The organism is Vibrio sp. RE88, assembly GCF_013113835.1.
Lineage (GTDB): Bacteria > Pseudomonadota > Gammaproteobacteria > Enterobacterales > Vibrionaceae > Vibrio.
In genome coordinates, this window is the sequence record NZ_VTYQ01000002.1 from 395,912 (window position 1) to 416,066 (window position 20,155).

18 protein-coding genes are annotated in these 20,155 nt (G+C 45.7%); 6 read left to right on the top strand and 12 right to left on the bottom strand.

Going from position 1 to position 20,155, the window contains the following annotated elements; translation table 11 throughout:
• Positions 1–76: 76 nt before the first annotated feature.
• Both F0265_RS05275 and F0265_RS05280 read left to right on the top strand, forming a co-directional pair.
• Complete coding sequence (locus F0265_RS05275; protein WP_171748079.1) at positions 77–916, top strand: isopenicillin N synthase family oxygenase; 840 nt, start codon at positions 77–79, stop codon at positions 914–916.
• 132 nt (positions 917–1,048) lie between these two features.
• Positions 1,049–1,666 (top strand): DNA-J related domain-containing protein, encoded by a 618-nt coding sequence (locus F0265_RS05280; RefSeq protein WP_171748080.1) that lies wholly within the window; start codon positions 1,049–1,051, stop codon positions 1,664–1,666.
• A gap of 35 nt (positions 1,667–1,701) precedes the next feature.
• Here the strand turns inward: F0265_RS05280 and F0265_RS05285 are convergent, their stop codons facing one another.
• The 4 genes from F0265_RS05285 to tesA form a co-directional block, all read right to left on the bottom strand.
• A complete protein-coding gene (locus F0265_RS05285) occupies positions 1,702–3,357 on the bottom strand; it encodes an ABC-ATPase domain-containing protein (RefSeq protein ID WP_171748081.1) in 1,656 nt (551 codons plus the stop codon).
• 72 nt (positions 3,358–3,429) lie between these two features.
• Positions 3,430–5,343, bottom strand: coding sequence for an EAL domain-containing protein (locus F0265_RS05290; RefSeq protein ID WP_171748082.1), 1,914 nt, complete (start codon positions 5,341–5,343; stop codon positions 3,430–3,432).
• A gap of 227 nt (positions 5,344–5,570) precedes the next feature.
• Positions 5,571–6,767 carry an enoyl-ACP reductase FabV gene (fabV, locus tag F0265_RS05295; protein WP_171748083.1) on the bottom strand — a complete coding sequence of 399 codons (1,197 nt, stop codon included), beginning with the start codon at positions 6,765–6,767 and terminating at the stop codon, positions 5,571–5,573.
• 73 nt (positions 6,768–6,840) lie between these two features.
• A complete protein-coding gene (tesA, locus tag F0265_RS05300) occupies positions 6,841–7,440 on the bottom strand; it encodes a multifunctional acyl-CoA thioesterase I/protease I/lysophospholipase L1 (RefSeq protein WP_019277751.1) in 600 nt (199 codons plus the stop codon).
• Here tesA and F0265_RS05305 point away from each other — a divergent pair.
• From F0265_RS05305 to F0265_RS05315, 3 genes are all read left to right on the top strand, one after another.
• On the top strand, positions 7,439–8,113 hold the full coding sequence (locus F0265_RS05305) for an ABC transporter ATP-binding protein (RefSeq protein WP_171748084.1): 675 nt from the start codon (positions 7,439–7,441) through the stop codon (positions 8,111–8,113). The two genes, tesA and F0265_RS05305, sit on opposite strands and share 2 nt — an antisense overlap.
• Positions 8,113–10,554 (top strand): ABC transporter permease, encoded by a 2,442-nt coding sequence (locus F0265_RS05310; RefSeq protein ID WP_171748085.1) that lies wholly within the window; start codon positions 8,113–8,115, stop codon positions 10,552–10,554. Before F0265_RS05305 ends, F0265_RS05310 begins: the two co-directional genes overlap by 1 nt.
• Positions 10,555–10,843: 289 nt before the next feature.
• On the top strand, positions 10,844–12,283 hold the full coding sequence (locus tag F0265_RS05315; RefSeq protein ID WP_171748086.1) for an FAD-dependent oxidoreductase: 1,440 nt from the start codon (positions 10,844–10,846) through the stop codon (positions 12,281–12,283).
• A 42-nt stretch (positions 12,284–12,325) separates the two neighbouring features.
• Here the strand turns inward: F0265_RS05315 and F0265_RS05320 are convergent, their stop codons facing one another.
• The 3 genes from F0265_RS05320 to F0265_RS05330 are packed head-to-tail and all read right to left on the bottom strand — an operon-like array spanning position 12,326 to position 14,713.
• Entirely contained in the window at positions 12,326–13,255 is a 930-nt protein-coding gene (locus tag F0265_RS05320; RefSeq protein ID WP_171748190.1) for a biotin-dependent carboxyltransferase family protein, read from the bottom strand.
• The gene (locus tag F0265_RS05325; protein ID WP_171748087.1) at positions 13,255–13,962 is read right to left on the bottom strand and encodes a carboxyltransferase domain-containing protein; all 708 of its coding nucleotides are present in this window, start codon (positions 13,960–13,962) and stop codon (positions 13,255–13,257) included. Before F0265_RS05325 ends, F0265_RS05320 begins: the two co-directional genes overlap by 1 nt.
• A 16-nt stretch (positions 13,963–13,978) precedes the next feature.
• The gene (locus F0265_RS05330) at positions 13,979–14,713 is read right to left on the bottom strand and encodes a 5-oxoprolinase subunit PxpA (RefSeq protein ID WP_171748088.1); all 735 of its coding nucleotides are present in this window, start codon (positions 14,711–14,713) and stop codon (positions 13,979–13,981) included.
• 244 nt (positions 14,714–14,957) lie between these two features.
• Here F0265_RS05330 and galE point away from each other — a divergent pair, with 244 nt between their 5' ends.
• Positions 14,958–15,974 (top strand): UDP-glucose 4-epimerase GalE, encoded by a 1,017-nt coding sequence (gene galE / locus F0265_RS05335; RefSeq protein ID WP_171748089.1) that lies wholly within the window; start codon positions 14,958–14,960, stop codon positions 15,972–15,974.
• A gap of 87 nt (positions 15,975–16,061) precedes the next feature.
• Here galE and F0265_RS05340 read toward each other — a convergent pair whose 3' ends face one another.
• From F0265_RS05340 to F0265_RS05360, 5 genes are all read right to left on the bottom strand, one after another.
• Positions 16,062–16,199: a TIGR02808 family protein gene (locus tag F0265_RS05340; protein ID WP_171748090.1), complete on the bottom strand. Its 138-nt coding sequence runs from the start codon at positions 16,197–16,199 to the stop codon at positions 16,062–16,064.
• A gap of 12 nt (positions 16,200–16,211) precedes the next feature.
• Positions 16,212–16,790 carry a NapC/NirT family cytochrome c gene (locus F0265_RS05345; protein WP_045987290.1) on the bottom strand — a complete coding sequence of 193 codons (579 nt, stop codon included), beginning with the start codon at positions 16,788–16,790 and terminating at the stop codon, positions 16,212–16,214.
• A gap of 29 nt (positions 16,791–16,819) precedes the next feature.
• The gene (locus F0265_RS05350; protein WP_045987289.1) at positions 16,820–17,275 is read right to left on the bottom strand and encodes a nitrate reductase cytochrome c-type subunit; all 456 of its coding nucleotides are present in this window, start codon (positions 17,273–17,275) and stop codon (positions 16,820–16,822) included.
• A 70-nt stretch (positions 17,276–17,345) separates the two neighbouring features.
• The gene (gene napA, locus F0265_RS05355; RefSeq protein WP_045987288.1) at positions 17,346–19,835 is read right to left on the bottom strand and encodes a periplasmic nitrate reductase subunit alpha; all 2,490 of its coding nucleotides are present in this window, start codon (positions 19,833–19,835) and stop codon (positions 17,346–17,348) included.
• Positions 19,832–20,146 (bottom strand): chaperone NapD, encoded by a 315-nt coding sequence (locus F0265_RS05360; protein WP_045987287.1) that lies wholly within the window; start codon positions 20,144–20,146, stop codon positions 19,832–19,834. Before F0265_RS05360 ends, napA begins: the two co-directional genes overlap by 4 nt.
• Positions 20,147–20,155 lie beyond the last annotated feature (9 nt).

Sequence of the window (20,155 nt, forward strand, 5' to 3'; positions counted from 1 at the left end):
ATCAAAATTTGATTTACCTATATGTCACACTTAAAATCGCAGCTTCACCTATTACATAAACAATAAAAGTAAAGCCATGAAACTGGAAACTGTCGATTATCTAGCTGAAGATGCTGCTCAGCAATTTGTTACCTCACTACGTGAGACTGGATTCGGTGTATTGAAAAACCACCCGATTCCTAAAGAGCTTGTAGAGTCAATCTACGAGAACTGGTATCAGTTCTTTATGACTGAGCGCAAGAACGAGTTTACTTATAATGTTGAAACTCAAGACGGTTACTTCCCACCTTCAGTTTCTGAAGTAGCAAAGGGCCATACAGTTAAGGATATTAAGGAATACTTCCACGTTTATCCTTGGGGTCAAATGCCAGAAGAGCTTAAAGAACAGATCATGGATTACTATGATCGTGCTAACAAGTTCGCTCAAGAACTACTAGGTTGGGTTGAAGCTTATGCACCGAAAGATGTGCAGGAGAAATTCTCTGTCGCTCTATCTGAAATGATCGATGGTAGCGACAAAACGCTACTTCGTATTCTTCATTACCCACCAATGACAGGTGACGAGGAACCAGGTGCAATCCGCGCAGCTGCGCATGAAGATATTAACCTTCTAACGGTTCTTCCAGCGGCGAACGAACCAGGCCTTCAGGTGAAAGGTAAAGATGGTAGCTGGATTGATGTACCTTGTGACTTTGGTAACTTGATCATCAATATCGGTGACATGCTTCAAGAAGCATCTGGTGGCTATTTCCCATCAACAACACACCGTGTTATCAATCCTACAGGTGAACGTCAGGAAACATCACGCATTTCATTGCCACTGTTCCTGCACCCGAAACCAGAAGTTGTTCTTTCAGAGCGCCACACAGCAGGCAGCTACCTGATGGAACGACTACGTGAGCTAGGTGTTATCTAACCACGAATTTCAAAGAAAGAGCCAGCAAATGCTGGCTCTTTTTTTGGGTGATGATCGTCAATTCTGAGATAATCGCTCGACAAATGGGCCATTTTGCATTTTCATTAAAAATAAACCCGTCGTAGAGTGGATATGAACGAACATCAGGAAGTCGCGGCCCAGTTCCAGCAGTATATGGAGAATCCTTTGCTGTGGCCCATTATGGAAGTTCTCAGAAAACAGCCTTCAGGATGGAAAGTTCATACACTATCTTCCCATCTCAGCGAACTAGAACTATTACCAGTACTAGATGGTTCGCCCGAGAAAGACCTCTTCAAACGTAATTTTCTTATTATGAACGCACTGTACCAATTGCAAGAAACCTTATACCCAGACAACTGGCTACAGGTTCAAGCAATGGATATTGTGCTTATGCCTCAATCCAGAGTCTTTGGACATGAAGTTGATCATGAAGATCCTTTGCGTGATTACTATCTCGACTGGCATAACTACGAAGCGGAAGAGGGAGAAGTGAAGAGGCTGCTGAATGAGTTCTGGACTCGTTATCGTGAATTTGTTGGTAGTACCAACGGCGATGACATGGATCGAGCCAAAGCGTTGTCGTTGTTTAAACTCCCTCAAGACGCCAGCGCCACTGAAATCCGCAAGACTTGGCGTAAACTGGCGCTGAAATGGCACCCTGATAGAGAAAACGGGAATAGTGATCGCTTCCGCGTACTGTGCGAAGCTTGGCATGTATTAAGACATTGAAAAAAAAGCGCCTTATTGAATAAGGCGCTTTTTGGTTAATTTGTTGATTTGAACTGCGATTTTCTCATTCGGTTCAATGCTGCCATTGCGTCTAAGGTTCGTGGTTTTGCTAAGTCGCCCTGATTTGGCATGTTCTTAGACCAATCACCTTCAAGCATTTGCTGTATTTCCTTCGCTGGATTGTTCGACCAGCCCGGTAATTGCGCTAGCTGGAACCACAACCATCCAATGGCGTTAATTTCAGAGCTAGATTCCAGCTGTTCCAGCGCAGACAAATCGGTAAACTCTTTACCAAATCGCAAAGAATCGACGCCTTTTGCTGATACGCGGAATTTTCCGTCGGCAAGAATCTTTTGTAGAGCCGCTCTATTAAGAGATCTTGGTCGGAACGTGCTGAGCTCGCTTTCACACTCGTTGCTTCGCTCTGTAGGGTGTTGCTCAACGACTTGTCGCGCCTTTTCCGTTACATCGACTGCTTGATAGTCGTGCATTTGAATCACGGTATCAGCCACGTCTAGATAGTCACCAGAACCACCCATGACAATAACCGTTGAAACTTCAAGTTCATCACGCAGTTGACCAATACGGTCAACCAGTGGTGTGATTGGCTCGTCGCCCTTGCTAACCAATGCCTGCATGCGCTCATCTCGGATCATAAAGTTTGTGGCGGACGTATCTTCGTCAATTAGAATACCCTGAACGCCAGCCTCAATAGACTCCTGCAGCCAAGCTGCCTGAGAGGTTGAGCCCGATGCATCCTGCGTTGTGAAATCGGCGGTATCACGTTGCATTGGAAGATGATTAATGTAGTTGGAAAGATTTAGGTTATGCACGCAGCGGCCGTCTTCTGCACGAATTTTCATCGCGTTTAGATTCGTGACAATGCGCTCACGACCATCACCCGGAATATGGTTATAAATGGAACGCTCAATGGCATTAAGAAGGGTCGATTTACCGTGGAATCCGCCACCGACGATCAAAGTGATGCCTTTACGGATGCCTAAACCTGTGATTTCACCTTGGTTTGGTGCTGTGATAGTTACTTGCAAAGATTCAGGCGCAGTCAGTGCAACCGCGTCTTTCATAGGTAAATCACAGTTACCAGCCACTCGAGGTAGAACAGAGCCATTACCAACGAACGCAAGCAAATGATACTCTTCTAGCTTACCGCGAATGAATTCTTGATCCTCAACGATTTGACAATGGTGCACCAGCGCTTCTTTATCCAGTTCACGTTCTAGTGTGGCACGACGGATAAACTTAGGTAAGTGGAAGGTCAGGATGTTGTTGGTCTTTTTACCCAGCACCGATCGGCCTTCAGCTGGAAGATTAACGCGGAATCGAAGTTCGATACCTTCGTCTGTGAACAAGACTGACGTACTATCCATTACCGTTTGACCAGTCAGCGCAATGCTAACGCTGTTTTCTTGCTTGGCGAACTCGGCAAAACTACGTGCAATGAAATCACGAGCTGCTACTTGATAGGCATCGGATGTTTCGCGTAGCCACTGTAACCCTGTTAATGACCATGGTCTAATCGCTCTCACTCGTGACGCTGAAGCGTAAGGGTCTGCCTGAACATAGTCGATGAAAAAGGTGTAATCACCGAAGTCATATTGACCTTTTATCTGCTGATAAGCGCGATAGTTTTGTTTTTCGATTTTTTTGAGCGTGGCGGTTAACTGGTCCATAAGGCATTCACAAGCGAGATAAAATAAAGGCGAGGATTATAAGAATCGCTCGCCACAGAGTAAAGGATTAAGCTACTGATAGGTAATGTTTGTATTTCCTGGGTAGTTCTGGCTCAGCAGACCGGTTTCAAATTCATCACATGGCATCGGTTTACCGTAAAAGTAGCCCTGACCATATTCACAGCCTTCACTAATGATGAAGTCTTCATGCGTTTCGCTCTCAATACCTTCAACAGTAACAATCAAATTCAGCTTCTTAGCAACGTGAATGATTGAGCGCACGATCTCTTTATCTTCTTCACTTTCATCCAGTTGTTGAACAAAACTTTTGTCCACTTTAATGGCATCAAAGGGAAATTTCTTCAGATAATTGAACGAAGAATAACCGGTACCAAAGTCATCAAGTGACAATGTCACTCCAAGATTATTTAGTGCCATCAAGGTATTACGCGCTGTGACTTCATCAGCAATCAAACCACTTTCCGTCACTTCCAGCTCTAAAAACTTAGCGGGTAACTGATACGCATTGAGCAAATCTTCAATCTGTTCGATGAAGTGAGGATTTTTTAGCTGGATAGCCGATATGTTGACGGCGATTTTAAACTCATCGACATATTCGACCCATTCGGCTGCTTTCTGAATGGCTGCACGTAAAACAAAGCTACCCACTTCGAAAATCAGCCCATTTTGCTCAGCCATGTGAATGAGTGTTTCATTAGAGATATCGCCAAGGATAGGGTGGCGCCAACGAAGGAGTGCTTCAGCACCTGTCCATTTGTGTGTAGTTGGTGACACTTTCGGTTGGAAATAGAGCAACAGGTCATCGTTACGAACCGCTTGCAGTAAATAGCTTTCCATCTGATTGATGTGTTTCTGTATGTCGGCGATGGCTTGCGAGTAATAGCTGAATTTATGCCCTGAGTCTTTGCAAGACTGCATCGCTTCAGATGCGTATTTGAGTAGGCTTTTTGGGCAAAGTGTATCGTTAGTGGTGCTGATACCAATGTATGCATTGAGATGAAGTTTGTCGCCGTCGATATCAAATTCGGATTGACTCACTTCAACCAATTGGTGGCAGAGGGCGTTCAAGTCGCTGTCGAGTTGAGAAGATTCAAGCAGCAACACCAAGTCGGTGGAAGTTGGACGCGCAGTCAGGAGTTGATACCGACTTAAATCGCCCAGCCTTTCACTATATTGGACTAAAACTGTTTCCCACGAGCTGTAGCCGTATTTTGACTGGATTCTTCGGCCATTTGTAAAACCAATATGAATGGCTGCTGCTTGAAGGGAAGGGCTGACCCCCACATCTTTAATGAAGTGCTCCGCTTCGTGTTCAAGGGCGGAGCGATTTAAAAATCCTGTGCCCAAATCATGTCTTTGTTGATAACGGATCTTTTGCTCAGCGGCGCGCCGTTTGTCTATTTCTTGGTTCAAAGAATAATTGAGATCGACAAGGTCTTGCGTGCGAGTGTGGACTCTGGATTTTAGCTCTAAGTTGAGGTGTTTCAGCTTTTCATTTTGATACAGAGTTTTTAGTTGTGACTCGATGGAGTCACGAAAACTTTCTATCAGTTGCTGATATGTCTCTGAAAAGTGATTTTCCTTGTTATCGAGCACGCAGATTGTGCCGAACGTATCCCCATTCGGCCAGTTAATAGGGACGCCACAATAAGCCAGCATGCCAAATTTGATATCTGGGTTATCTTGCCATTGTGGGTCAATTTCGGCGTTTGGGACGATGAGCTGTTTTTGCTTATTGACGACTGTTTCGCAATACAGCCCTTGCCCAAGTTCTTCTGAGTCACCCACACAATAGGGGTGTTGGCCGTTATTATTCGATGAAAAAACTTCAATATGTTTTGGGTAAATGCGCATAACTAATGCAGCGGGTACAGACACAATCTCAGCAAGCAGGTCGACAATATTTTGCCAACCACTGGTCATTTCGTCAGGAATGACCAAGTTCGAAGTATTTATTTTTGACATACATTTTTTGTCCCTGGCAGCTTCGCCTTCTTTCCGGGCAATCCTAGCCCTAATGATAATAATAGTCGCAATTCAGCCGGAAGCGGGAGATGGGGGGATGCTTAGGTGATTACATTCATTCTTATTATTAAGAACGTGAGATGCTACGTTTAAAAAATTGCCCTGTCAGTAGGACAGGGCAATTAGTCGTCATGATGTCTCTAAAGTGAGACGGGAGTTTGAGACAACTAGCTATGTTTCATAATGTTTTCAACATCGACTTGTTGACTGTAATCGATGTTATCAAAGTCAAATCCGTTAAGTTTTAGGAACTCTGATTTGAACCCCGCATAATCACCTAACTCTTTAAAGTTATCAGCATTCATTAGTTTAAGAACGTCGACAACTTGCTGTTGGGTATCTGGGTTAAGCTCCCAGTCATCCATTCGAATCAAGCGTTCGCTGTCTAGCGGTAGTGAGTTGTGACCGTATAGTTTTTCAGCGAATAATCGCTGCATTTGCTCAATACACCCTTCATGGGTGCCTTTCTTTTTCATTACTTGATATAAGGCAAGAATGTACGGCGTCAATCCCGGAATAAACACACTCGCTTTAGTTACTAGTGCTTTACATACCGTCGCATAAGCACCACCACTAAAATTTGCCATTTTGAGGTTTAATGCATGGCTCGTCTGGTGCAAATCGATTTTTGCTCTTCCAAGTGTGCCATCAAGGTAGATAGCATGAGTTGTCTCTGGGCCTATGTATGAGAAGGCAATGGTTTTGCATCCTTGAGCGATAGACTCAGAGTTAATGAGGGCGTCTATCCACTGCTCCCAATCTTCGCCTCCCATTACTTTACGTGTGGACTCAGCTTCTTCTTCCGTGGCGGATGTCAGTGATGTTTCAATCCATTGGTCGTGCTCAAGAGAGATGGAAGAACCAGCCACACTTTGACCGATAGGTTTAATTGTCGAGCGCCAGACATCTTGGCTATCGGGTATGGGCCTTAGACCGCTGGCAACACTATAAATCACCAAGTCCACTTCGCCTTCAAAATAGGTTTCAATGGCTTCGACAACATCCGCTTTAGTCTGAGAGGAAAAAGCGTCACCTTGAATGTTGATGGCTAAACGTCCTTCTTGCTGCGCATGCTTTTTAAAAAATATGTCATTGAAATAGCCAGCAGATCCCGGCGACTTTTCAGATGGACCGCGTTCAAATGAGACGGAAATGGTATCAGCTTGAGCGCCCCCAAACGTCAAAGCGATGCGGGATGCGAGGCCAAGGCCTGACGATCCGCCGATGATGAGTACACGTTTAGGGCCGTTTGAGATCGGCTTGGCTTGCTTGGCGTATTCAATCTGCTGGAGAACAGATTGCTCGCACCCTAGTGGGTGAGCAGAGCGAGCAATCACGCCGTCGATGACTGGTTCAATGATCATGGAAACATCCTTTTCAATACGGAGTTTCGCAACATTAACGTAAAGCTAGGTAAAGTTTATTGAGCTAGACCAATTAGAGGTGATTAATTAGCTCACTGGCAACGAATTCTGCGATCCAAGGCTGAGCGGTTGCTTTTGGATGGAGGCCATCGTCCATCATCCACTCAGGCTTGGTAATGACACCTTCGAGGAAAAATGGCAATAACGGTACGTTGAGCTGCTTGGCTGTTTCTGGGTAAAGTGCGGAGAATGCCTGAGTGTAGCGTTTCCCGTAGTTGGGTAGCACGTGTATCTGCATCAATAATGGCTCTGAACCGGCATCCCGTACCATACTGATCAGTTGAGTTAGGTTGCTTTGAATCAGGTTTGGCGGGAAACCTCGTAAACCATCGTTGGCGCCCAGTTCTATCAGTACTGAGTCAGGTTGATGTTCTTTTAACAATTCAGGTAAACGCGCTAAGCCGTTGCCTGTGGTGTCGCCCGAAATACTGCCGTTAATGACAGTCAGGTTTTTACCTTTTTTGGACATCACATCAGGTAATAATGTAGGCCATGCTTTTTCAATTGGCATCTGATAGCCTGCACTTAGGCTATCACCTAAAATCAAGAGCTTGGTCGCACTTGCTGGGTTAACGAAGAAAAGAACAAATACAAAGGAAAGTAATCGAAACATGCATGCATCCGTAATTAAAGCTGAATCACTATCCAAAGTAGTCTCTACTAATCAGGAACAATTAACAATCCTGGAAAATGTAAATCTTGACATCAAGGAAGGCGAAAGTGTTGCCATTGTGGGTACTTCCGGAGCAGGAAAATCGACGCTAATGACGTTGTTAGCAGGTCTAGATACCCCGAGTTCAGGTGATGTACATTTACTGGGTAAAACACTGAACACATTGAGTGATGAAGAACGGGCGGCCATTCGTAGTGAGTCCGTTGGTTTTGTATTTCAGAGCTTCTTATTGATCCCAAGCCTCAGCGCTTTGGAAAACGTGACCTTGCCTTGTTTACTGAAAGGTGAGAATGAAGATGTTGAGCGTGCGAAAGCCTTGTTAGCATCGGTTGGCTTAGAGCATCGAATCCATCATTCGCCGTCACAATTATCTGGTGGTGAACAGCAGCGCGTTGCTCTTGCTCGTGCGTTTATGGTCCAGCCTCAAGTTCTGTTCGCGGACGAACCAACCGGCAATTTAGACCAGCAAACGGCAGCTAAAGTGGTTGAGCTGTTGTTTGAGCTGAATAAACAGCACGGTACGACTCTGGTGTTAGTCACGCATGATATGAAGCTTGCAGAACTGTGTGATCGCCGTGTTCATATTCAGGCGGGACATCTGGAGGAATCGTAATGGGAACGACCAATTCTCCAACCCTAAATCGCAGGCTGTTTTCCTGGAGCCTGAGTGAAATACGCCATGGCCAGTTATGGCCAGTTTCGATTGCTTTGACTTTGATTATCGCCTGTATTTTTGCGTTAACGGCACTTGCAGAGCGAATGGAACAGGTTGTCGTGAAGCAGGGAAAAGAGGCGCTGACGGCAGACACTGTTTTCGCAACGGCTAACCCAATCCCCGATACGCTCTATAAAGCAACCAATGACGCTGGACTTGCAACTTCAACTCAAACTCGCTTTGCGACCATGGCATTTAGCGACCAGAGCATGAAACTGATTACGGTTAAATCCGTTGACAGTGCTTATCCGTTACGTGGTGAGATGGTGCTGTCCGATGACCAACAAGAGTTCAGCACCGTTAAGCCTGGCGAGCTATGGCTTGATGAACGACTTTTCTCCCAATTGGATGTTACTATTGGTGACAGTGTCACTGTTGGTGACGCTGACTTTACCGTTACTGGGCGCATTATTGAAGAGCCTGGCTTAAGTTTTAATCCTTTCCAGCAGATGCCTTCAGCATTTATCCATAATTCTGATTTGGATAAGACCGGCGCTGTTCAGTTAGGAAGTCGAGTTCGTTTTAGCCTATTTATCAATGGTGAAGAATCCGACATTGAGCAGGTCAAACAGTCAATTGAGCTAACGCCTAGTGACCGCTGGCGCGATCAAAATAGCGCTAGCCGAACCAATGAAGTGTTTCAGCGCACTGAGCAATACCTCTCCTTAACGGTGGCGATTGTTGTCATCATGGCAGCAACCACCTTAGTTTTGACCTGCCAGCATTACGTGGCAACGCGTCGGAAAACGATCTCTATGCTTAAAAGCCTTGGCGCCAGTAAGCGCTGGATCGGTCGTTGGCTAGGCATGCAGGTTGTGATCTTACTGACCAGTGCGTCTGTGATAGGGGTTATTATCGGTATCGCGCTTGAATACCTGCTTCGCATACCGCTTGTGGATTTGCTACCCAATCCTTTGCCGGGTTATGGGTTACAACCCGCGTTTTTATCAATTATCACCAGTATTCTGATCGCTGTCCCGGCGTTGGGTATTCCTTTATTAAGCTTGCTCAATGTCAGTGCTGTGGACGTAATGCAGTCACAAGCAACGGCAGAGAAAAGCCGCAAAACCAGTTGGCTTGTATTAGTGCCTATCGTCCCAATGCTGTTTGTTTATCGTGAAAACACACTGGTCTGGATCGTTCTAGGGGGGATGATTGCCTTATTTGCTGCGCTTGCAGTCGTGAGCTTAATTGTCACCAGAATGTTGGGCCGTCTTCCGTTGTCGACGTCATTCAAACTTGCACTCAGTCGAATTAACCGCTCGTCGCTTGCTACAGGCATCCAGTTCGGCGCACTGGCGCTGTCGTTAATGTTGTTGGCCGTTATGTGGCTGGTTCGAACCGATCTGTTGTCTGATTGGCAAAAAACGATCCCTGAAAATGCACCAAACGCGTTTGCTCTGAATATTGCACCATATGAGAAAGACGCCTATTTGAGCGTATTAGATGAGCACAATATTGAGCGTTCAAGAGATTACCCAATTATTCGTGGGCGTTTGACCGAAATTAATGGTGCTGATGCCAAAGAACAGGCTCAAGGAGAAGAGGGCAGCGACGTACTGCGACGAGAGATCAACTTTACCTTCGGTACAGAAAACCCAGAACATAACACTATTCTCCAAGGAGAATGGTCTGAGAGTAATGGTGTATCTGTTGAATCGGATATCGCTGAAGACTTTAATTTCAAGTTGGGTGATGAGCTTAAGTTTGTGATCAACAGTCAGGTTGTTACTGCGAAAGTGAATAGCATCCGTCACGTTGAATGGCGTGATATGAAGCCTAACTTCTACTTCATTTTTACACCAGATGTACTAGAGAGCATCCCTGCGACCTACTTGGTGAGCTTTAGGGTGGAAGACCAGCATAATGGAGTTTTGAATGAGCTATCTCGAAGCCATCCTACGGTGAGTTTAATGGACATTCGCAGTATGGGTGCAAAAATTCAGGAACTACTCACGCAAATTGTTTGGTCTATTACCGTACTTGCGGCGTTAGGTGTGATTGCTGGTGTGTTGTTGATATTCACTTTGTTACGCCTGAGCTTGGGTCAGAGACAATCTGAAATACAGTTGTACCGCACACTAGGCGCAAGTAAAAAGAGGGTAACCCGAACCATTTGGGCTGAATATGGATTAATGGCGCTTGTGGCAGGGTTGATCGCCACAATTGGCGCAGAAGCTGTGGTAGGGGGCATTATGTCATTTGGATTTGATCTTTCTCCCAACCTCCATTTTTCACTCTGGTTTGCACTTCCTTTGGTGACTTTTTGCACACTTGCGCTGGTTGTGAACAGTCTGATAAAACGGCTGCTAGTCCCTATAAATAAAGAGTTTAACTAACTCACCAGTGGCTAAGTTATCCAGTTATCCACAAAATCAGTGGATAAAGTTTGGGATAACTTAGCCTGTAGATAACTCCTCATTTCCTCCGAAGCCAATAAGCATAATGTTTAGAGGATTTTTGTTATTCACAGTGACAATTTTTCTTCTTTTCACAAGATATGAGTCAAGCGTTTTTTTTCATTTTTTTTACTTGAAATTGTCATATTTATCCCCTTCAAAAAATGTGATTTTCTTAGACGCACAAACTCAGTAAAATGTGCTGAGAATGAATAAATTAGCAACATAAATGCAGTCTGATAATACTAAAGTTAATACGCCTACTGTCGCTGTAATCGGTGGAGGCATCGCGGGTTCGACCGCAGCCTTGCACTTGGCAGAAATCGGTATAAATGTTGTGTTGCTTGAAAAAGGCAAAACTTTAATCAGTGGCCCACCAATTTGTCATTTGCATGCTGGTGGAAATTTGTACAGAGAGATCTCAACTTCTCAATGCATCGAGCTGTTAAAACAATCCATCGAATCCGTTCGTCTTTATCCACATACGATTAATCGCCGGCCAACAGTCATTGCTGTACCGTACAGTGACGGTGGTAGCCCTGAAGAGCTGTATGAACGTCTAATTACCATACAGAAATGCTATCAGGAGCTAGTCGATTCAGACCCAGCGAATCAAGTGTTGGGCAAACCTAGTGATTATTACAAGTTCTACGGCCGTGATGAGCTGGAAGAACTTGCCAGTCGCACTCAACCTAAACAACCAAAGCATGTTGATGATTGGATGATCCCTTTTGCGAAATCAGCGGACTTGGAGTCCTTGAAGTTTCCGGTTGTGGCCGTTCAGGAACACGGTTGGAGCGTATTTCGTATTGCAGCATCCGCGACGTTAGCGCTTGAGTCAATCAACCACTGTCAGCTGTTAACCGAAACACAGGTCATTGGCCTCGACAATACTGAGACTGGCTGGCGCGTAGAGTGTATGGATGCCCAAGGGCAACAATCCGTTTTGGACGTTGACTACTTAATCAATGCCTGTGGATACGAAACAGGAAACATTGATGATTTGGCGCAAAAACCGAGGAATCGATTGGTTGAGTTCAAAGCGGCTTATGTCACCCGGTGGGACGAATGTAATGAGCTTTGGCCAGAAGTTATTTTCCATGGCCCTAGAGGAACACCCAAGGGCATGGCGCAGTTAACGCCTTACCCTAATGGTGTATTTCAGTTGCATGGTATGACGAAAGACATCACCTTGTTTGATGACGGCTTGGTTGCTTCCGGCGAGCAGTCTTCTCAGCCAACACTTCCACTTAGGTTGAAGCGCAAAATTCAACAAGGTTGGGATGAACCTGTTGTATTGGAGCGCACGAGGCGCGCTATCGAGCACATGGCTAATTTCGTACCTGACTACAAGACAGCCCATGAATTTGGCACGCCTTTGTTTGGCGCTCAGCAGATTCCGGGTTCAGATGAGACCCTTAGAGCGGCAGATGTCACCTTTGAGGGGCATCACTATGCAAGAATCGAAGTGGTAAAAGGTTCTTCCGCTCTAGAAGCCGCCATTAAGTTAGTGGAAGAGTGGGCGCTGTTTGATTACCAAGGCGCGTCTATTGAGTCTCTTCATCCTGTGAGCATGTCACTGGATCCGAAAGTTATTGAGTCCAAAGCGGAAGAATTGGCAAGAATGCGAGATTACCCGCCAGAGCTAGCTAACGTTTATGGTCAATAATGAAAAAGCTCCCGAAATTGGGAGCTTTTTCATTAGTAGAAGTTAATAGCCAAAGAATCTTGCCCATTGACACCAAACGTCCTGCAAACCCAACAGATCACCTCTGACAAAGCGAACTTTTTGTCCCGGCTTAGCTTGAGCGAGTCGAGGTAGGTCAATGCGTGCAACACAACCAATTTTGGGGTAACCACCAATCGTCTGTCGGTCATTAAGCAGAACAATGGGTTCTCCATTAGGGGGGATCTGAATTGCGCCAAGTGCAATGCCTTCGCTGAGGTATTCCTTGTTCGGCGGGCTGACTTTGGCATCACATAACCGATAACCCATTCGATCAACCAGCTGACTGACAGTAAATTCTTGTTTGTAGAGAGAGTTTATGGCGTCTTGTGAAAAATCACCCACTTGATAGCCTTCAATGACGCGTAGTTCTAGCGGCAAGTTATAGTCTGGCTTATAGCGGAACGTCATTTGCAGTGACTTCTCTCTCACTTCATGTGGCTCAAAACCAATGATTTCGCCTGCTTGTACTGGTTGTCCTGACTGAGTGCCCCCAAGCTGATCTCGGGTGACAGTGGCGCAGCTACCGAGTTGAGTTTTAACCTTAAAACCACCTTTTACGGCAAGATAACTTCTTAACCCATTCTTTGGTAGGGAGAAAGTCAGTGTTTGTCCTTGGCGTGCGACAAACGTAGACCAGTTTTCAATAGCGACACCGTCAAGGCGCGCATTAAGATCTCCACCTGTGATGGCCATTTCGCACTTTGAGTGAATGAGAAACTCTGCCTGACCAAGGGTAATCTCTAAAGAAGGGCAATTGGTGGTATTGCCTAAAAGATGGTTTGCCCAGCTGTAGGCGTAGTCATCGACTGGTCCACCTTGAGTAATACCAAAGTGAGCCAATCCGAATCGGCCAAAATCTTGGATAAGCGTTTGCTGACCAGGCTTAATAACGGTAATTGTATTGTTATTCATCATTGCCACCCTTTAGCGATACGACCGCCCAAACGAAGAAACTCATCACCGGAAATTGGCTTAAAGCGCACTTTGGTGCCAATAGAGAAGGGCAATATTGGCGAGCTATCTGGTGTGTAAAGATTTACTGGACAGTTACCAATAATATTCCAGCCACCGGGAGACTCTGCGGGGTAGATAGCTGTATTGGAATTGGCGATGCCGACACTGCCTTTTGGCAACTTGACTCTTGGTGAGGACTTTCTAGGTAAGCGTAGTGAATCATTTACCGAAGTTAAAAACGCAAAGCCTGGTGCAAAGCCGATGGCTCCTACCGTGTATTCCTGCGCACAATGTAATTCAATCACATCGTCGAGCTTTAGCCCTTGATCGTAGTAATAAGCTAAATCTGGACCGACATCATCATGGTAATAGACAGGCAATTCGATATGTTGTGAGTCAGTATCATCAGGAAGCGCTTTAATGGCTTCTGTTACCAACTTTTCCAAATAAGGCACAAATTCGAATATTGAGACTCGGTGAGGAAGGTAATCAATTAGGATGGAATCAAACGAAGGAGTCACGTTCATTATCATGGCTCCAAGCTGGTTACTCAGATACTGACTTATTTCTCCAATCAGGAGTGATAACTTATGACTTGGCTCTGCCTCAAAATGGATGAGTATTGAACATTCAGCAACGGGATCTACAGATGTTTCTATATTCACTCACTATCTCCTTATGCTAAAGGACGTTTCGTATTTTCTGAATCATTTTAATCGCGTGTTCGTTGTCGCCATGAACACAAATTGTGTCGGCTTCAATAGGGATTAAAAAGCCATCAATGGTTCTCACTTTTCCGTAGTGCACAATCTGTTTGATTTGATCGAGAATGTCTTCTTCTCTATGTAATACAGCGCCGGGCATGGATCGCGGAGACAGTGAACCGTTTGATAAGTATGCGCGATCGGCAAATGCTTCGAATAGAACAGGAAGCTCGTACTTGTCAGCGACGTCCAAATGCTTTTCACTGTCATTGATGGCCAACATCATCAGTGGTACATCAAAACACGAGACAGCATCAGCAACAGCATCAAATATTGAGATATCTCGCATCATGTCATTGTATAAAGCACCATGTGGCTTAACGTAGCCGATTTGCGCGTTATGGCTTTCTGCCAAGGATTTAAGCGCGCCCACCTGATAGATAAGCATGTTGGTGATTTCTTCTGTCGCCATTGGAATGGAACGGCGACCAAAACCTTGCAGATCCGGGTAGCTCGGATGGGCTCCAATTTGAGTGTCATGCTCAATTGCCAATTTGATGGTATTGGACATAATTTGAGGATCAGAAGCATGAAACCCGCAAGCAATATTTGCCATGTCTACCCAAGGCATGACGGTTTCATCGTTGCCCATGCGCCACGAACCATAGCTTTCACCCATGTCGCAATTTAGTGTAATAGAACGCTTTGTCATTGAATCCATTCCAACATTCATCTATTGAGTCAACATGTTATAAAAATAACAAACAATCAATGATCTATTTCATTATTTTGCCAACGCCAAGCCTAATTCGTGCCTTTAATGTAAACATTGTGGCCTTATATTTTGCTTAAGGTATCCAGTGTGCAGATTTAGCCGTTTGATTCTCATTAATAAGCTATGTTTTAACATGAAGATTCGTTAGTATTTGCACCAAATTTATCAGAAGGTTAGGGATATGAACGTACTGGTTACAGGCGGTATGGGCTACATTGGCAGCCACACATGCATACAAATGATCGAAGCAGGGATGACACCTGTACTTTTCGACAACCTATACAACAGTAAAAAGAGTGTTCTCGAGAGAGTAGAGCAAGTTACAGGTGTGGCGCCATCCTTCATCGAAGGAGATATTCGTGACAAGCAAACGCTTGTGGCCGCGATGAAAGCGCACCAGATCAGTGCCGTTATCCACTTTGCTGGCTTGAAAGCTGTTGGTGAGTCAGTAGAGAAGCCGCTCGAATATTACGATAACAACGTCAATGGCACATTGGTACTCGTTGACGCTATGCGTGAGGCAGGCGTAAAGTCTATCGTCTTTTCATCTTCCGCTACTGTGTATGGCGATCCTGCAAGCGTGCCAATTACCGAAGATTTCCCAACCAGTGCGACGAACCCTTACGGTCGTAGTAAATTAATGGTGGAAGAGTGCCTGACAGATTTCCAGAAAGCGAATCCAGACTGGAGCATTGCATTACTTCGATATTTCAACCCAGTAGGCTCGCATCCATCCGGTCATTTAGGTGAAGATCCTCAAGGGATCCCTAACAACCTAATGCCGTTTGTTTCTCAGGTTGCGGTTGGTCGACGTGAATGTTTGTCTGTTTTTGGTGATGACTACCCAACTAAAGACGGAACTGGTGTTCGTGATTACATCCACGTGATGGATCTTGCTGATGGCCACGTGGCCGCGCTAAAGAAAGTCGGGCAAAAAGACGGTTTGCATATTTACAACTTAGGTACTGGCAATGGTTACAGTGTTTTAGACATGGTAAAAGCCTTTGAAGTGGCCTCTGGTAAGCAAGTGCCTTATCAAATCGTTGCACGTCGTCCTGGTGATATCGCTGAATGTTGGGCGGACCCTTCAAAAGCAATGCGTGATTTGGAGTGGAAAGCGGAACGCACATTGGAAGAAATGACCGTTGATACGTGGCGTTGGCAGTCCAATAACCCTCAAGGTTACCCTGACGCATAACTTAGTGTCACAAAGAAGAAAGCCACCGTTTCCGGTGGCTTTTTTACACATTATACAAAATAGGCAAAATTGATAATGTAGGAGAGGTTAATCCACCTCTTTATCTTTACCCAGTGACAGTAGCCATACAGAGATTGCAGCGACTACAGCAAAACCGGACAAAATAATAACGGGCATAGCACTGTAGCCAAGGACATGCCAGATAACAGATTCTAACGTACTCATGTGTCTGTGCTCCTATTGCCAGCCTTCAACGCCGTGCATGTCTGGAAGTTTGTGCGCGATGCCTTTGTGACAGTCTACACAAGTCTTCTCACCCGATGCCAAAGCGGTTGAATGTTGTTTTGCACTACGTGCCCCTTGCTCAGAGAAGTCCATGTACTCGAACTCATGACAGTTTCGACACTCTAAAGAGTCATTGTTTTTGAATCGAGCCCATTCCCGCTCCGCAAGGTGCGCTCTACGCTCCTGAAACTTTTCTGGGGTATCGATGGTTTTTAGCACAAAATGTGCGAACAGTTCTTTAGATGCCTGTACCTTACGAACGATCTTATCAGTCCACTCATGAGGTACGTGACAGTCTGAACAAATGGCACGTACGCCAGAGCGGTTCGAATAGTGAATCGTTTCCTGAATTTCGGCGACGATAGGGGCGTGACAACCTGAACAGAATTCCTCTGTGTTGGTTGCTTCCATACCCGTGTTAAATGCGCCCCAAAACAAAAGACCACCAGCAAAGCCCATAAATAAAACGACACCAACGGCGGTTTTACTTGGGGATGCTAATCTCTTCCAAAACGCTTTCAATAATTTCATAGATAGCCTCTTATTTACTCACGTATCACTTATTTAAGTGAATCAACGCTCTTGAAATCATTTTCGACAAGCGGTTGTGCATTAGCTTGTGGAACGTGACACTGAAGACAGAAGTAACGACGAGGAGACATATCCGCCAAAACTGCATCTTCACGGTTTACGTAGTGGGTAACACTGATTTTCGTTGCGCCCATCTCTTTAGCATTCTTCCAGCTGTGGCATGAAAGACATTTGTTCGCATTCAGTGAAACTTCGTAACCACGAATGTTGTGTGGGATTAGAGGTGGTTGATAAACATAGCTGCTATCAAGTACCTGCTCACGTGGGTATTTCTTGAAATCATCAGCAGGGCGAGTTGTTTCTAGCTCGCTGACGCCGCGTAGCGATTCTAGACCACCGATACCGCCCGGATTCTCAAGCTCAGCTACAGCAACGCCGCTGATTAAAGCACCAACAGATAACAGTGCAATAAGTAATTTTTTCATCTTACATTCTCCGCCTTATGGCTAAATTCTTATCTGCGGCCGCTCGTTAGAGCGACCGACGCTGTCTGGTTTAAGCAACTTTGGTGATCTTGACTGGACACTTCTTAAAGTCGGTCTGCTTAGACAGAGGGTCCGTTGCGTCAAGGATCAGTTTGTTGATCAGGATGCGTGCATCAAAGAATGGTACGAATACCAAGCCTTTAGGTGGGCGGTTACGGCCACGTGTTTCAACACGAACACGTACTTCACCGCGTTTGTTGGCGATAAGTACTTCTTCGCCTCGACGTACGCCACGAGCCTTTGCGTCTTCAGGGTGCATGTAGCACACGGCATCTGGTACGGCTTTGTAAAGCTCTGGAACACGGCGTGTCATTGTCCCAGTATGCCAGTGCTCGAGGACACGGCCAGTACATAGCCAGAGATCGAACTCTGAATCTGGCACTTCTGGTGGCGCTTCATATGGCGCAGAAATGATCAGTGCTTTGCCGTCTGGCTTGCCGTAGAAGTCCCAGCCGCTGCCTGCTTTGGCATATGGATCTGAACCTTCTTTGTAACGCCACAGAGTTTCTTTGCCGTCGACAACAGGCCAGCGTAAGCCACGTACTTGATGATAAACATCGTATGGCGCTAAGTCGTGTCCGTGTCCGCGACCAAAGGCTGCGTACTCTTCGAATAGGCCTTTCTGTACGTAGTAACCGAAGTGGTGAGCATCATCGTTAAGCTCACGCGCTTCTTCGATAGGGAACTTGTTCACTACGCCGTTTGCAAACAACATGTCATACATGGTTTTTCCACGGTACTGAGGCGCATTAGCGAGCTGCTCTTCCGTCCACACTTCTTCCATTTTGAAGCGTTTTGAAAACTCCATGACTTGCCATAAATCTGACTTCGCTTCGCCAACAGTTTCGACTTGTTGGTACCAAGCTTGAGTACGGCGCTCTGCGTTACCGTAAGCGCCTTCTTTTTCAATCCACATAGCTGTTGGAAGAACTAGGTCGGCCGCTTGTGCAGTTGCAGTTGGGTACGGGTCAGAACATACGATAAAGTTTTCTGGGTTGCGGTAACCAGGTAAACGCTCGCCGTTAATATTTGGACCCGCTTGCATGTTGTTGTTACACATCACCCAGTAAGCGTTTAGCTTACCGTCACGAAGCATACGATCTTGTACAACCGCGTGATAGCCAGGTTTTGGAGGGATGACACCATCAGGTATATTCCAGATGCCTTCCGCAATCTTACGGTGTTTAGGGTTAGCAACCACCATATCTGCAGGTAGGCGGTGAGAAAAAGTACCCACCTCACGAGCAGTACCACACGCTGATGGTTGGCCTGTTAGCGAGAACGGGCTGTTACCTGGAGTCGCAATTTTACCGGTTAGAAGGTGGATGTTATAAATCAAGCTGTTCATCCACACACCACGAGTATGCTGGTTCATACCCATAGTCCAAAGTGACATCACTTTCGTATCTGGATCGGCGTATTGCTTGGCTAGCTCAACCAATTTCTCTTCAGAAACACCTGATAGTTCGGACGCTTTCTCTAGTGTGTATGGCGCAACAGACTTTTTGTATTCCTCAAATGAGATAGAAGACATCTTGCCAGAGTTAGGGTTAGCGGCTGCCATTTGGATTGGGTCGTCATCACGAAGGCCGTAACCAATGTCTGTCGTTGCCTGCTTGAAGTTCGTGTGTTTATTCACGAAGTCCCAGTTCACTGCGTCATTTTCAATGATGTAGTTGGCAATGAAGTTAGCAATTGCAAGATCTGACTGAGGTTCGAAAATGTAGCCCTTGTCCGCAAGCTCAAAAGAACGGTGGTAGTACGTAGACAGTACATTCACTTTAACGTGTGGGTAGCTTAGGCGACGGTCTGTAATGCGAGTCCATAAAACAGGGTGCATTTCTGCCATGTTTGAGCCCCAAAGAACGAAAGAGTCTGCGTTCTCGAAGTCATCGTAACAGCCCATTGGTTCATCAATACCGAACGTACGCATAAACGCACCAACGGCTGAAGCCATACAGTGACGTGCGTTTGGATCGATGTTGTTTGAACGGAAGCCCGCTTTCATCATCTTAGCGGCAGCGTAACCTTCCATTACCGTCCATTGGCCAGAGCCAAACATGCCCACACTTGTAGGACCTTTGTCCTTGAGAGCTTGTTTCCATTTTTCTGCCATGGTATCGAATGCAACGTCCCATGAAACCGGAGTGAAGTCACCATCTTTATGGTACTTACCATCTTTCATACGCAGCAATGGTTGAGTCAGACGGTCTTGTCCGTACATGATCTTCGACAGGAAGTAACCCTTGATACAGTTCAGGCCTTTGTTTACTGGCGCTTCTGGGTCACCCTGTGTGGCTACAACTTTGCCGTTTTGCGTACCTACAAGAACGGAACAACCAGTACCACAGAAACGACAAGGTGCTTTGTCCCACGTGATTTTTGTTTGGTCTGAGCTCGCAATCAGGTTCGTAGCTGACGCAGGTAGAGTGATACCTGCGACCGCTGCTGCTGATGCTGCTGCGTTTGCTTTCACAAACGCACGTCTTGTCATCTTCATACTTCACCCTCGGTTTGGGAATATTGAGTTCCAGTGTTTTTATTTTTTGATTCGTCTTCTTCCAGCCCAGTTTCAATCTGATGGTAGACCAGCACTGTGCTTAAAACGTTCGGTAAGTTGTTAATAGCTTCGATGGTGTCGGTAATGAATCCCTGATTTTCGGTTTCCAGAACAACAACAATTTTGCCCTCTGGGCTGTCACCGTATATCTCGGCATTGTCATATGCTTCGATCTGAGACTTAACCTCAGTCAGGTGCTCAGGGGATACGTGTACCACTAAGCTAGAAATATGCACTTCGTTAAGTGACATAGATATCTT

Bases quoted from the DNA above. Each gene is read 5' to 3' on its own strand.
- F0265_RS05315 (WP_171748086.1), top strand. From the start codon at position 10,844: ATGCAGTCTGATAATACTAAAGTTAATACGCCTACTGTCGCTGTAATC.
- F0265_RS05340 (WP_171748090.1), bottom strand. From the start codon at position 16,199: ATGAGTACGTTAGAATCTGTTATCTGGCATGTCCTTGGCTACAGTGCT.
- napA (WP_045987288.1), bottom strand. From the start codon at position 19,835: ATGAAGATGACAAGACGTGCGTTTGTGAAAGCAAACGCAGCAGCATCA.
- F0265_RS05345 (WP_045987290.1), bottom strand. From the start codon at position 16,790: ATGAAATTATTGAAAGCGTTTTGGAAGAGATTAGCATCCCCAAGTAAA.
- F0265_RS05285 (WP_171748081.1), bottom strand. From the start codon at position 3,357: ATGGACCAGTTAACCGCCACGCTCAAAAAAATCGAAAAACAAAACTAT.
- F0265_RS05330 (WP_171748088.1), bottom strand. From the start codon at position 14,713: ATGACAAAGCGTTCTATTACACTAAATTGCGACATGGGTGAAAGCTAT.
- F0265_RS05320 (WP_171748190.1), bottom strand. From the start codon at position 13,255: ATGAATAACAATACAATTACCGTTATTAAGCCTGGTCAGCAAACGCTT.
- F0265_RS05280 (WP_171748080.1), top strand. From the start codon at position 1,049: ATGAACGAACATCAGGAAGTCGCGGCCCAGTTCCAGCAGTATATGGAG.
- F0265_RS05350 (WP_045987289.1), bottom strand. From the start codon at position 17,275: ATGAAAAAATTACTTATTGCACTGTTATCTGTTGGTGCTTTAATCAGC.
- F0265_RS05360 (WP_045987287.1), bottom strand. From the start codon at position 20,146: ATGTCACTTAACGAAGTGCATATTTCTAGCTTAGTGGTACACGTATCC.
- galE (WP_171748089.1), top strand. From the start codon at position 14,958: ATGAACGTACTGGTTACAGGCGGTATGGGCTACATTGGCAGCCACACA.
- tesA (WP_019277751.1), bottom strand. From the start codon at position 7,440: ATGTTTCGATTACTTTCCTTTGTATTTGTTCTTTTCTTCGTTAACCCA.
- fabV (WP_171748083.1), bottom strand. From the start codon at position 6,767: ATGATCATTGAACCAGTCATCGACGGCGTGATTGCTCGCTCTGCTCAC.
- F0265_RS05310 (WP_171748085.1), top strand. From the start codon at position 8,113: ATGGGAACGACCAATTCTCCAACCCTAAATCGCAGGCTGTTTTCCTGG.
- F0265_RS05305 (WP_171748084.1), top strand. From the start codon at position 7,439: ATGCATGCATCCGTAATTAAAGCTGAATCACTATCCAAAGTAGTCTCT.
- F0265_RS05275 (WP_171748079.1), top strand. From the start codon at position 77: ATGAAACTGGAAACTGTCGATTATCTAGCTGAAGATGCTGCTCAGCAA.
- F0265_RS05290 (WP_171748082.1), bottom strand. From the start codon at position 5,343: ATGTCAAAAATAAATACTTCGAACTTGGTCATTCCTGACGAAATGACC.